This is a genomic window from Stenotrophomonas sp. CCNWLW57 (genome assembly GCF_037203925.1).
Lineage (GTDB): Bacteria > Pseudomonadota > Gammaproteobacteria > Xanthomonadales > Xanthomonadaceae > Stenotrophomonas > Stenotrophomonas rhizophila_A.
The window spans coordinates 511,307-524,077 of record NZ_JBBCBJ010000001.1 but is presented as its reverse complement, the minus strand read 5'-3'; the positions used below and the strand labels follow the sequence as shown (position 1 = coordinate 524,077).

At 65.0% G+C, this 12,771-nt stretch carries 13 protein-coding genes; 10 read left to right on the top strand and 3 right to left on the bottom strand.

The features are described from left to right. Positions 1-15: 15 nt before the first annotated feature. Positions 16-831 (bottom strand): hypothetical protein, encoded by an 816-nt coding sequence (locus tag V9K91_RS02305; protein WP_068854105.1) that lies wholly within the window; start codon positions 829-831, stop codon positions 16-18. Between the two features lie 510 nt (positions 832-1,341). Between V9K91_RS02305 and V9K91_RS02300 the strand changes: the two genes are divergently transcribed. From V9K91_RS02300 to glmU, 10 genes are all read left to right on the top strand, one after another. Continuing rightward, a complete protein-coding gene (locus V9K91_RS02300; protein ID WP_176472592.1) occupies positions 1,342-1,710 on the top strand; it encodes a hypothetical protein in 369 nt (122 codons plus the stop codon). A 31-nt stretch (positions 1,711-1,741) separates the two neighbouring features. Then, the gene (gene atpB / locus V9K91_RS02295; RefSeq protein ID WP_068854103.1) at positions 1,742-2,536 is read left to right on the top strand and encodes a F0F1 ATP synthase subunit A; all 795 of its coding nucleotides are present in this window, start codon (positions 1,742-1,744) and stop codon (positions 2,534-2,536) included. 63 nt (positions 2,537-2,599) lie between these two features. After that, complete coding sequence (gene atpE, locus V9K91_RS02290) at positions 2,600-2,902, top strand: F0F1 ATP synthase subunit C (RefSeq protein WP_068854102.1); 303 nt, start codon at positions 2,600-2,602, stop codon at positions 2,900-2,902. 111 nt (positions 2,903-3,013) lie between these two features. Beyond that, positions 3,014-3,484 (top strand): F0F1 ATP synthase subunit B, encoded by a 471-nt coding sequence (locus V9K91_RS02285; RefSeq protein ID WP_068854101.1) that lies wholly within the window; start codon positions 3,014-3,016, stop codon positions 3,482-3,484. A gap of 3 nt (positions 3,485-3,487) precedes the next feature. Next, positions 3,488-4,015 (top strand): F0F1 ATP synthase subunit delta, encoded by a 528-nt coding sequence (locus tag V9K91_RS02280; RefSeq protein ID WP_068854100.1) that lies wholly within the window; start codon positions 3,488-3,490, stop codon positions 4,013-4,015. Positions 4,016-4,059: 44 nt separating this feature from the next. Then, a complete protein-coding gene (atpA, locus tag V9K91_RS02275; RefSeq protein WP_068854099.1) occupies positions 4,060-5,607 on the top strand; it encodes a F0F1 ATP synthase subunit alpha in 1,548 nt (515 codons plus the stop codon). Between the two features lie 80 nt (positions 5,608-5,687). Then, on the top strand, positions 5,688-6,551 hold the full coding sequence (gene atpG / locus V9K91_RS02270) for a F0F1 ATP synthase subunit gamma (RefSeq protein WP_068854098.1): 864 nt from the start codon (positions 5,688-5,690) through the stop codon (positions 6,549-6,551). A 38-nt stretch (positions 6,552-6,589) separates the two neighbouring features. After that, positions 6,590-7,996, top strand: coding sequence for a F0F1 ATP synthase subunit beta (gene atpD / locus V9K91_RS02265; RefSeq protein WP_068854097.1), 1,407 nt, complete (start codon positions 6,590-6,592; stop codon positions 7,994-7,996). 2 nt (positions 7,997-7,998) lie between these two features. Further along, positions 7,999-8,421 carry a F0F1 ATP synthase subunit epsilon gene (locus tag V9K91_RS02260; RefSeq protein ID WP_068854096.1) on the top strand — a complete coding sequence of 141 codons (423 nt, stop codon included), beginning with the start codon at positions 7,999-8,001 and terminating at the stop codon, positions 8,419-8,421. A 134-nt stretch (positions 8,422-8,555) separates the two neighbouring features. Further along, positions 8,556-9,920, top strand: coding sequence for a bifunctional UDP-N-acetylglucosamine diphosphorylase/glucosamine-1-phosphate N-acetyltransferase GlmU (gene glmU, locus V9K91_RS02255; RefSeq protein WP_095363003.1), 1,365 nt, complete (start codon positions 8,556-8,558; stop codon positions 9,918-9,920). Positions 9,921-10,052: 132 nt separating this feature from the next. On the opposite strand, the gene V9K91_RS02250 is transcribed toward glmU, so the two are convergent. Then, positions 10,053-11,408, bottom strand: a complete 1,356-nt coding sequence (locus V9K91_RS02250) for a HAMP domain-containing sensor histidine kinase (protein WP_249833157.1) — start codon at positions 11,406-11,408, stop codon at positions 10,053-10,055. Then, positions 11,405-12,748: a sigma-54 dependent transcriptional regulator gene (locus tag V9K91_RS02245; protein ID WP_095363001.1), complete on the bottom strand. Its 1,344-nt coding sequence runs from the start codon at positions 12,746-12,748 to the stop codon at positions 11,405-11,407. The genes V9K91_RS02250 and V9K91_RS02245 overlap by 4 nt, the downstream gene beginning before the upstream one ends. Between the last annotated feature and the right edge of the window lie 23 nt (positions 12,749-12,771).

The window sequence follows — 12,771 nt, the reverse complement described above, 5'->3', positions numbered from 1 at the left end:
CAACCAACGGTTGGATCAGAACGAAACGCTGATGCCGGCCACCGGGCCCTTGAATTCCTGCTTCAGGCCGATGGTGCCATCGCTGCCGGTCTGGTCGACGTCGAGGCGGAACCAGTCGTAGCCGGCGAAGATGCCGAAATTGTCGGTGAACCTGTAATCCACGATCACGTTGGCGCGGGTCAGGTCGCCATCGTAGTCATCGAAGTTGCCCCAGTCGGTGTTGAGGTACTGGCCCTGCGCGGTGATCATCCACTTCTCGGACGGGGTGATGGTGAAGCGCGCACCGACCACCGGCGCAACGCCGTCGGCCTTCTCGTCCAGGAACTCGCCCTGGTACACGGTGCCCAGGTCGGCGTAGGCCTTGGTGCTCACCTTGGCGTACTCCGCACCCAGCTGCAGGCCGAGGTCGAACTTCTCGGTGTCCACCACCGAGTAGTCGTACACGAGGCTGGCCACCTGGTACTTCAGCTCGCCCTTGACGAAGCTGCCGGCCGGCACGGTTTCGCCGCCGAAGCTGATGCCGTCGTTGAGGGTTTCGCGGCGGTCCTTGTCGTACTTGAAGTAGTTGAAGATCAGGCGCTGGCGGTCGCTGATGCGGAACAGGCCGTCAATGCGCGGCTCCCATTCCTTGCCGCCCAGGCCGAAGTCCTCGGAGAAGCCCACATCCTGGCCGAGCACCGTGGTGTTGCCCCGGATCGTGTTGTCCGAGTCGATGTTCATCGCACCCAGGCGCAGGGCGAAGCGGTCATCGCCTTCGGCCGCGCTCGCGGACGTGGCGTGGGTGAGGGCGGCCATGGCCAGCGGCAGGGCGAGCAGGGGAAGCAGGCGCATCGTTCTATCCTTGGAGGGATTCAGTGAAGTGGAGTCACTCTGCCCAGCGCCGCGTCCACCATTCGTGAACGTATGGTGGAGATTGTGTGTACCGTTCATGCACCCCGGGTGACCGTCGGTGTCCGCGCGTGGCCGCCACGGGCACTGCACAACGTTGTAGCGGATGCGGCCGGCCCGGAAAAAAGGCGGCCCCGGAGAGAGCTCGGGGCCGCCCGGTACCGGCCTGCTTCAGGGGCGTCGACGAGGATCGAATTGGCAGGCCCACTTCTCTGACCAGCCCCCACGACCAAAGTTCAATATGGTGCGACGCGACATGAATTGGGGCGGGCAGTGGCGGGATCGGACGCCCTCCCGCGCCAAAATCTGTGGCGATGCAGCAACTTGCGTTGTCAGGGATGAACAGGCGCAGGTTGTCTCGCAAATTGTCCCGTTGCTATAATTTGGCGGCTCGACGGGGCACAGGCAGTTCCAGCCCCGGTCACCCCTCCCACAACCATGCAGGACATACGTGTGCTGAACTCCGTTGACGCGGGTCGGCGACTGATGCTGCGCGCAGCGGTGTACCCGCTGGCTGCAGTGGCTGTCCTGGCCCTGGTGCTCCTGCTGCTGGCAGGCCCGAAGTACGCGCTTGGCGCGCTGGCATCGGGCATCGCGGTATCGGCGGGCGGCTGGGTCGCGGCGCGGATGGCGCTGGGGGGCGGGGTGCAGGCGGCAGGTTCAGCGATGTCGCGGCTGATCCTGGCGGTGGTGGCAAAGTGGGCGCTCGTATTCGGTGTCCTGGCGGTGGGTTTCGTGGTCTTCAAGCTGCCTGCATTGGCGCTGCTGGCCGGAATCGCCGTCGGACTGATGTTCCAGGTCCTGGCTCTGGCCAGGCGCTGATCCAATTTATTTAACTCAAGGTTCCGGACACATGGCAGGCGAGGCGCTTACACCCACCTCCTACATCCAACATCACCTGCACAACCTGACGTTCCACATGCAGGAAGGTGGTTTCTGGGCAATTCACGTCGACACCATTGTGACTTCGGTCCTGATGGGTTTGTTGATGGTGTTTGGCTTCTGGATGGCCACCCGCAAGGCCACCGCCGGCGTACCGGGCAAGTGGCAGGCGTTCGTTGAAATCTGCCTGGAGTTCGTTGACCGCCAGGCCAAGGACACCTACCACGGCACCAGCAAGCTGGTGACCCCGATCGCGATCACGATCTTCTTCTGGATCCTCCTGATGAACCTCATCAAGATGATCCCGGCCGACTTCATCGCCCTGCCGCTTGAAGCGCTGGGCATTCCGTACTGGAAGCCGGTCCCGACCGCCGACGTCAATGCCACCCTGGGCATGTCGATCAGCGTGTTCTTCCTGATGCTTTTCTTCGCGCTGCGCGCCAAGGGCCTGGGTGGTTTCACCAAGGAATTCCTGACCGCACCGTTCGGCAAGTGGATGATGCCGTTCAACCTGATCCTCAACATCGTCGAGTGGCTGAGCAAGCCGATCTCGCTGGCGATGCGACTGTTCGGCAACATGTTCGGCGGCGAAATCGTGTTCCTGCTGATCTGGGTGCTGGGCAGTGCCGGCATCATGGGCGCCATCGCAGGCGGTGCCTTCGGCCTCGGCTGGATGCTGTTCCACCTGCTGGTGATTCCGCTGCAGGCCTTCATTTTCATGATGTTGTCCATCGTGTACCTGAGCCTGTCGGAAGACGCTCACTGAGTTTCCGCTTCACCCTTCATCCGTTTCATTACCCTTAGCTACTTAAGTTTCCGGAGATAACCCATGTACTTTGCCGTCCTGACCAACCTCGCCCAAGTCCAGAGCTCCACCGTCCTCGCCGTCGGCATCATGATCGGCCTGGCCGCGCTGGGTGCCGGTCTCGGTCTGGCCATCATGGCCGGTAAGTTCCTGGAATCGGCTGCCCGCCAGCCGGAACTGATCCCGGTGCTGCAGGTCCGCATGTTCATCACCGCCGGCCTGATCGACGCCGCGTTCATCATCTCGGTCGCCGTCGGCCTGCTGCTGGCCTTCGCCAACCCGACCATCGCTGAGTTCGTGACCCGCCTGCCGCCGGTTGCCGGCTGATCCAGCGAAAGCGAAACGATCAGGCGCCTCGAGCGCCTGATCGCGGATGAAGGAACGGATGCGCCGCTCCTGCGGCGCCTCCACCCCATCACCCCAGATTGAGCGAACCCCATGGAAATCGGTTTTACCCTCGTTGCCCAGGCACTGGCGTTCGCCGGTCTGATCTGGATCATCGCGACCAAGATCTGGCCGCCGCTGATGAACGCCATCGAAGAGCGCCAGCAGAAGATCGCTGAAGGGCTCGCTGCTGCCGACCGCAGCCAGAAGGATCTGGCCCAGGCGCAGGAAAAGGTCAACGAAGCACTGAAGGATGCGCGCACCAAGGCCAACGAGATCATCGACCAGGCCCATGCCCGCGCCAACCAGATCGTTGATGCTGCCAAGAATGAAGCCATCGTCGAAGCGAACCGCCAGAAAGAACTGGCCCACGCCGAGATCGAACTGGCCGCCAACCGTGCCCGCGAGGATCTGCGCAAGCAGGTGTCCGTGCTGGCCGTGACCGGTGCCGAAAAGCTGCTCAAGCGCGAAATCGACGCCAACGCCCACAAGGCGCTGCTCGACGAGCTGGCCTCGGAGATCTGATCGATGAGCCAGGCCCTCACGCTTGCACGCCCGTATGCCCGCGCCGCGTTCGCGACCGCGCGCGACGAAGGCACGTTCGCGCCGTGGTCGGACGCGCTTGCGTTCTCCGCCCATGTAGCCGCCGATCCGCGCGTGTCGGCCCTGCTGTCGAACCCGGAGCTGGGCCGTGACGATGCCGTCGCGTTGCTGGCCCCGGAAACGGCAGGCGAGTCGTTCGGTCGCTTCCTGGCCATCCTGGCCGAAGCGCACCGGCTGCCGCTGCTGCCGGAAATCGCAGGCATGTACGACCAGCTCCGCGCTGAAGCCGAACACGTGGTGAAAGCCACGGTGACCTCGGCCGCCGAGCTGTCCACCGCTGAGCTGGACGCCATCAAGGCCGCGCTGCGCAAGCGCTTCGGCCAAGAGGTCGACGTCACCACCGCCATCGATGCGTCGCTGATCGGCGGTGCGGTGATCGACGCTGGCGACGTGGTGATCGATGGCTCGCTCAAGGGCAAGCTGTCGCGCCTGCAGACCGCGCTCGCTAACTGAATTCATTTAACGTCCGGCGTGATCGCCGGCACTAGGACTTGACGATGGCAACCACGCTCAACCCCTCCGAAATCAGCGAACTGATCAAGAACCGCATCGAGAAGGTCAAGCTGGCCGCGGAATCGCGCAACGAAGGCACCGTGACCAGCGTGTCCGATGGCATCGTGCGCATCTTCGGCCTGGCCGACGTGATGCAGGGCGAAATGATCGAACTGCCGAACAACACCTTCGCCCTGGCCCTGAACCTGGAGCGCGACTCGGTCGGCGCCGTGGTCCTGGGTGGCTATGAGCACCTGCGCGAAGGCGACGTGGCCAAGACCACCGGCCGCATCCTGGAAGTGCCGGTCGGTCCGGAGCTGCTGGGCCGCGTGGTCAACGCGCTCGGCGAGCCGATCGACGGCAAGGGCCCGATCGCTGCCCAGGCCACCGCACCGGTGGAGCGCGTTGCCCCGGGCGTGATCTGGCGCAAGTCGGTCGACCAGCCGGTGCAGACCGGTTACAAGTCCGTCGACTCCATGATCCCGATCGGCCGCGGCCAGCGCGAGCTGGTCATCGGTGACCGCCAGACCGGCAAGACCGCCCTGGCCATCGATGCGGTGATCAACCAGAAGGACACCGGCATCAAGTGCGTGTACGTCGCGATCGGCCAGAAGGCCTCGACCGTGGCCAACATCGTGCGCAAGCTGGAAGAGAACGGCGCCCTGGCCCACACCGTGGTCGTGGCCGCCACCGCGTCCGAATCGGCTGCCATGCAGTACATCAGCGCCTACTCGGGCTGCACCATGGGTGAGTACTTCATGGACCGCGGCCAGGATGCCCTGATCGTGTACGACGACCTGTCCAAGCAGGCCGTGGCGTACCGCCAGATCTCGCTGCTGCTGAAGCGCCCGCCGGGCCGTGAAGCCTACCCGGGTGACGTTTTCTACCTGCACTCGCGCCTGCTCGAGCGCGCCGCCCGCGTCTCGGAAGAGTACGTGGAGAAGTTCACCAATGGTGCCGTCAAGGGCCAGACCGGTTCGCTCACCGCGCTGCCGATCATCGAAACCCAGGCCGGCGACGTTTCCGCGTTCGTGCCGACCAACGTGATCTCGATCACCGACGGCCAGATCTTCCTGGAAACCGACCTGTTCAACTCGGGCATCCGCCCGGCCGTGAACGCCGGTATCTCGGTGTCGCGCGTCGGTGGTGCGGCCCAGACCAAGATCATCAAGAAGCTGTCGGGCGGCATCCGCATCTCGCTGGCCCAGTACCGTGAGCTGGCGGCGTTCGCGCAGTTCGCCTCGGACCTGGACGAAGCCACCCGCAAGCAGCTTGAGCGCGGTCAGCGCGTGACCGAGCTGATGAAGCAGAAGCAGTACGCCCCGATGTCGATCGCCAACCAGGCGCTGTCGATCTACGCCGTCAACGAGGGTTACCTCGACGACGTGCCGGTCAACAAGCTGCTGGCCTTCGAAGAAGGCCTGCACGCCCACTTCGCCAACACCCAGGGCGAACTGGTCGGCAAGGTCAACGCCACCGGCGGTTGGGACAACGACATCGAAGCGGCCTTCAAGAAGGGCATCTCCGAGTTCAAGACCACCGGCAGCTGGTAAGCCGCTTCGTGGGGCGGGGAGTGTTTCCCCGCTGCGCAAACGACAAAGCGGGGCATGGCCCCGCTCTACGGGAATAAGAGATGGCAAGCGGACGCGAAATCAAAACCAAGATCAAGAGCGTGCAGAACACCCGCAAGGTGACCCGCGCGCTTGAAATGGTCTCGGCCTCCAAAATCCGCAAGGCGCAGGAGCGGATGAAGACGTCGCGTCCGTATGCGCAGGCGATGAAGCAGGTGATCGGCCACCTGGCCCAGGCCAGCACCGATTACCAGCATCCGTTCCTGGTCCAGCGCGACGAAGTGAAGCGCGTGGGCTACATCGTGGTCTCTTCCGACCGCGGCCTTGCCGGCGGCCTGAACAACAACCTGTTCCGCAAGATGCTCGGCGACGTGCGCGAGTGGCAGGACAAGGGCGCCGAGATCGACCTGGTGACCATCGGCCAGAAGGCATCCACCTTCTTCCGCCGCGTCAAGGTCAACATGGTCGGCAGCGTCACCCACATGGGCGACGTGCCGCACCTGGAACAGCTGATCGGTGTCATCAAGGTCATGCTCGACGCCTTCACCGAGGGCAAGGTCGACCGCGTGTACCTGGTCTACAACCGCTTCATCAACACGATGACGCAGAAGGCCAGCTTCGACCAGCTGCTGCCGTTGCCGGCCGCCGAGAAGCAGGTTGCACACCACGACTGGGACTACCTGTACGAACCCGACGCCGCGACCGTGCTGGAGCACGTGATGACGCGTTACGTCGAATCGCTGGTGTACCAGGCAGTGCTGGAAAACGTCGCGTCCGAGCATGCAGCCCGCATGGTCGCGATGAAGTCGGCCAGTGACAACGCCAACAAGCTGATCGGAACCCTGCAGCTGGTCTACAACAAGGCCCGCCAGGCAGCGATCACCCAGGAAATTTCGGAAATCGTCGGCGGCGCGGCAGCAGTCTGACGCGCGCAGTCAAAGCATTTAAATTAGAGGATGCAGCAATGAGTCAGGGCAAGATCGTTCAGATCATCGGCGCCGTCGTCGACGTGGAATTCCCCCGCGAGTCGGTGCCGAAGGTGTACCACGCGCTGAAGGTGGACAACACCGAAATCACGCTGGAAGTGCAGCAGCAGCTCGGCGACGGCGTGGTCCGTTGCATCGCGCTGGGCTCCACCGACGGCCTGAAGCGCAACCTGGTGGCCACCAACACCGAACGCGCCATCTCGGTGCCGGTCGGTGCAGGCACCCTGGGCCGCATCATGGACGTGCTGGGCCGTCCGATCGACGAAGCCGGTCCGGTGACCGCCAGCGACAGCTGGGAAATCCACCGTGAAGCGCCGTCGTACGAAGACCAGTCGCCGGCCACCGAGCTGCTGGAAACCGGCATCAAGGTCATCGACCTGATGTGCCCGTTCGCCAAGGGCGGCAAGGTCGGCCTGTTCGGCGGCGCCGGCGTCGGCAAGACCGTCAACATGATGGAGCTGATCAACAACATCGCCAAGGCGCACAGCGGCCTGTCCGTGTTCGCCGGCGTGGGCGAGCGTACCCGTGAGGGCAACGACTTCTACCACGAGATGAAGGACTCCAACGTCCTGGACAAGGTCGCGATGGTGTACGGCCAGATGAACGAGCCGCCGGGCAACCGCCTGCGCGTCGCGCTGACCGGCCTGACCATGGCCGAATACTTCCGCGACGAGAAGGACGAAAACGGCAAGGGCAAGGACGTGCTGCTGTTCGTCGACAACATCTACCGCTACACCCTGGCCGGTACCGAAGTGTCGGCACTGCTGGGCCGCATGCCGTCGGCCGTGGGTTACCAGCCGACCCTGGCCGAGGAAATGGGCGTGCTGCAGGAGCGCATCACCTCGACCAAGAACGGCTCGATCACCTCGATCCAGGCCGTCTACGTGCCGGCCGATGACTTGACCGACCCGTCCCCGGCGACCACCTTCGCCCACCTGGATTCGACCGTGACCCTGTCGCGTTCGATCGCCTCGCTGGGTATCTACCCGGCGGTGGATCCGCTGGATTCGACCAGCCGCCAGATGGACCCGCTGGTCATCGGCCACGAACATTACGACACCGCCCAGCGCGTCCAGCAGACCCTGCAGAAGTACAAGGAACTGAAGGACATCATCGCCATCCTGGGCATGGACGAACTGTCCGAAGAAGACAAGCAGGCCGTTTCGCGCGCCCGCAAGATCGAGCGCTTCTTCAGCCAGCCGTTCCACGTGGCAGAAGTGTTCACCGGCTCGCCGGGCAAGTACGTGTCGCTGAAGGACACCATCCGCGGCTTCAAGGCCATCGTCGACGGCGAATACGACCACCTGCCGGAGCAGGCGTTCTACATGGTCGGCAGCATCGAAGAAGCGGTCGAGAAAGCCAAGAAGATGGCTGAGAAGGCCTGATCATGAGCACCATCCGTTGCGACATCGTCAGCGCCGAGCAGGAAATCTTCCGTGGTGAAGCGACTCTGGTCGTGGCTACGGGTGAGCTTGGCGAACTGGGCATCGCGCCCAAGCATGCCCCGCTGATCACCCGGCTCAAGCCGGGCAAGGTGGTGGTCACCACCCCGAATGGCGAACAGCTGGACTTCGCCATCTCCGGCGGCATCCTCGAGGTGCAGCCGCAGGTCGTGACCGTGCTGGCCGACACCGCGATCCGCGCGCAGGACATCGACGAAACCTCGGTCCGCAAGGCCAAGGAAGAAGCCGAGCGCATCCTGGCCAACCGTGGCGAAGCAATGGAAGTGGCCGAAGCCCAGCAGAAGCTGGCCGAAGCCGTGGTCCAGCTGCAGGCGCTGGAGCGCCTGCGCAAGACCCTCAAGCACTGACATCCAGCGCTTACCGCTGCATACGACAACGCCGGCTTCTGCCGGCGTTGTTGTTTCCGCGTGCCGGAAACGCGGCACATTGACGGCGGGCGTTCTAGAATCGCAGTCGTCACCTTTGATCACCCTCCATCCCCATGACCCAAGCCCTGCACGTCATCATCCTCGCCGCCGGCGCTGGCAAGCGCATGAAGTCGGACCTGCCCAAGGTGCTGCAGCCGATTGCCGGCCGCCCGATGCTGGCCCATGTGATCGATACCGCGCGCCAGCTGCGGCCCGACGCCATCCATGTGGTGTACGGCCACGGTGGTGAAGCGGTGCGCGCGGCGTTCGCCGACCAGCCCGACCTGCAGTGGGCCGAGCAGACCCAGCAGCTGGGCACCGGCCATGCCGTGCAGCAGGCCATGCCGCAGGTGCCCGATGCGGCCACGGTGCTGGTGCTGTACGGCGATGTGCCGCTGATCCAGGTGGATACCCTGCGCCACCTGCTGGCCCAACCGGGCCGCCTGGCCGTGCTGGTGGCCGATATGCTCAACCCGACCGGCTATGGCCGGATCGTACGCAATGCCGAAGGCAAGGTCGGCGCCATCGTCGAGCAGAAGGACGCGACCGACGAACAGCTGGCCATCCGCACCATCAACACTGGCATCATCACCGCCGAATCGACCGCGCTGCGCACCTGGTTGTCTCAGCTGTCCAACAGCAACGCGCAGGGCGAGTACTACCTGACCGACGTGTTCGCTTCGGCAGCGGCCGACTACACCCCGGCCGACATGGCCTTCGTTGCCGACGCCCAGGAAGCCGAGGGCGCCAACGATCCCTGGCAGCTGTCGCAGCTGGAACGGGCCTGGCAGCTGCGCGAAGTACGCGCCTTGTGCACGCAGGGTGCGCGCGTGATCGACCCGGCCCGGCTGGATATCCGGGGTACGGTCACGGTCGGCCGTGACGTGCAGATCGACGTCAACGTGATCCTGGAAGGCACCGTTGAACTGGGCGATGGGGTCAGCATCGGCCCGTTCACCCGGCTCAAGGACGTCAAGCTGGCCGCCGGCACGGTGGTCAAGCCGCATTGTGACCTGGACGGCGTGGTCAGCGAGGGCGCGGCCGACATCGGCCCGTTCGCGCGGCTGCGCCCGGGTACCGTGCTGGCCGACGGTTCGCACGTGGGCAACTTCGTGGAAACCAAGAAGGTGCACCTCGGCGTGGGCAGCAAGGCCAACCACCTCACCTACCTGGGTGATGCGGTGATCGGCAGCAAGGTAAACATCGGCGCCGGCACCATCACCTGCAACTACGACGGCGTGAACAAGTCGCAGACCACCATTGGCGACAACGCCTTCATCGGCTCCAACAGCTCGCTGGTGGCGCCGGTGACGATCGGGCAGGGCGCAACAATCGCGGCCGGTTCGGTGATTACCCGCAATGCACCGGAAGGCAAGTTGACCCTCGCGCGCGCGCGCCAGGAAACCATTGATGGCTGGCACCGCCCGGTGAAGAAGTAACCGGGCACCGCCTGGGCCGGCCAACGGCCGGCGCTACCGCGGCGTATCCGGAGCCCATGGTTGATTGATCCGGATCCCAATGGACCCGTAAAAATTCGTAGCGCCGGCCGTTGGCCGGCCCAGGCGAACCCATCAGCCCGGCAAAAAGATCGCCACGCACAGACCGCCCTCGCGGCGGTTCTGCAGCGACACGCGGCCACCATGCGCCTCGACGATCTCTCGGGTAAGCGCCAGGCCCAGTCCCGTGCCATTGCGCTTGGTGGAATAGAACGGCATCAGCGCGTTCTGCAGCACCGCCTCGTTCATGCCCTTGCCCCGATCCAGCACCTCGATCCGCAGCCACTGCGGCAGCCGGGTCAGGCGCAGCTCCACGTCATCATTGGGTGGCTCCGCTTCACTGCACGCTTCATGCGCGTTCTTGAGCAGGTTCAGCAGCGCCTGGCCCAGCTGGGCGATGTCCACGCGCCCCTGAAGGTCCTCGGGAATGTCCGTCATGCGGAATGGAATCTGCAGCTGCAGTCCGGCCAGGAACTGCTTCCACTGCACGTTCTGCAGCTGCGGCTGCGGCAGCTTGGCAAAGCGCGCGTAGCCGCGGATGAAGCCTTCCAGGTGCCGTGACCGGTCTTCGATGGTGGCGAACACTTCTTCCAGGCGCTCGGTCTTGCCACGCCGCACCAGCTCGCCCCCGGAATGCGCCAGCGACGCAATCGGTGCCAGCGAGTTGTTGAGTTCGTGGCTGATCACCCGGATCACCTTCTTCCAGGTCTGCACTTCCTGTCGCCGCAGCTCGGCGGTAAGCAGGCGGATCAGCAGCAGGTCGTGCGGGCGGCCGTTGAGATGGAAGCTGCGCCGCGACAGGTGGTAGACCTGCTCGTCATCGTCATCCGCCTCGTCATCCACGTCACCCGGGCCGCGCACCGCAAACAGGCTGTCGCCGCCGCGTTCGATGGCATCGCGCAGCTCCACCGGCATGGTCTCCAGTACGTTCTGCATGGCCTGGCCTTCCAGCTTCCAGCCGTTGTGCAGCAGCTTGCGCGCGGCCAGGTTGGAGAACATCACGCGCTGCACGCCATCGCCGCCGTTGGCCAGCAGCAGCATCGATACCGGCGTGTTCTGCACCATGGTGTCCAGCAAGAGTTCGCGCTGCACCAGCCCCTGGCGCTGTTCGCGCAGCACGTCACCCAGCTCGCGGTGCGCCCGGACCAGGTCGCCCAGTTCATCGTTGCCCGGCCAGTACACGCTGAAGTTGTATTCGCCATCGCGGTAGCTGCTGGTGGTGCCCGACAGCGCCCGCAGCAGCGAGCGGACCGGCGCGGTGGCACGGCGCAACGTCCACCACATCAACACCAGCAGCGCCACGGCCGACACCAGCGTCACCAGCCAGCCCTGGTCCATCCAGTACGCCAGCAGCCACGGCCCGGCCGCGGCCAGCGCCAGCACCGGCAGCAGGCGCAGGAACAGGCGGAGGGTGAACGAGGTGCGCTTCATTCGCGCGGAATACCGTAGCGGTCCATGCGGCGGTACAGCGCCTGCCGGCTCAGGCCGAGTTCGGCCGCAGCCTGGGCAATGATGCCGTGGCTGTGCGACAGCGCCGATTCGATCCGGCTGCGGTCCGGATCGGCGGCAGGCGTGGCCGCACGCGGCGGCGCCGCAACACGCGGCAGGTTCAGGTCCCCCACTTCAATACGCGGGCCTTGTGCGAGCAGGCCGGCGCGCTGGATCACGTTGCGCAGCTCGCGCACGTTGCCGGGCCACGCGTGGCGTTGCAACGCACTGGCGGCGGCATTGGACAGTGGCTTGCCATCGCCCAGGAAGCGTTCGGCCAACGGCAGGATGTCGCCCGGTCGCTCGGCCAGCGGCGGCAGTGCCAATTCAACGGTGTTGAGGCGGTAGTACAGGTCTTCGCGGAACTGGCCGTCGCGGATCATCGCCGGCAGGTCGGCGTTGGTCGCGCTGATCACGCGCACCTTGACCTGGCGCTCGCGGTTGGAGCCCAGCCGCTCGAAACGGCCGGTTTCCAGCACGCGCAGCAGCTTCATCTGCCCGCCCAGCGACAGGTTGCCGATCTCGTCCAGGAACAACGTGCCGCCATCGGCGGCTTCGAACTTGCCTTCGCGCGCCTTGTTGGCGCCGGTGTAAGCGCCGGCCTCGGTGCCGAACAGTTCAGCCTCGATCAGCTCGGACGGAATGGCGCCGCAGTTCAGCGCCACGAACGCGCCTTTGGCCACCAGCGAGTTGGCCTGGATGATCTCGGCGATCTTCTCCTTGCCTGCGCCGTTGGGCCCGGTGATCAGCACCGGCAGCTCAGAGCGCGCGACCTGGCAGGCCAGGTTCACCACGCGTTCGCTGGCCGGGTCGGCCACCACCGCGCCGCGCAGGTCGTAGCGTGCCTCCAGCGCACTCCGGTCGCGCTGCTCGCGCGCACGGCGGCGGTCAAGCTCGCGGCGGGTTTCAGACAGCTCCAGCAGGTTGTTGACCGTGGTCAGCAGCTTGCGGTCGTCCCAGGGCTTGGCCAGGTAGTCGGCCGCGCCGGCCTTGACCAGGTCCACTGCGCTGCTCAGATGGGTCCAGGCGGTGAGCAGGATCACCGGCAGGTCCGGGTGGCGGGCGCGGATCTGCTGGAACAGCGCTTCCCCTTCTTCACCGGACGTCGTGTCTTCGGTGAAGTTCATGTCCTGGATGACCAGGTCCACCGGCTGCTGTTCCAGCAGCGCCAGGCCCTCGTCTGGCGACAGCGCGTGCACGGCGTCGATGTCGTGCAGCGAGAACAGGACCTCCAGCGCGGTAGCCACGCTGGCGTTGTCGTCAATGATCAGGATCGAAGGCATGCGGCAACGAAGGACCGGAAAGT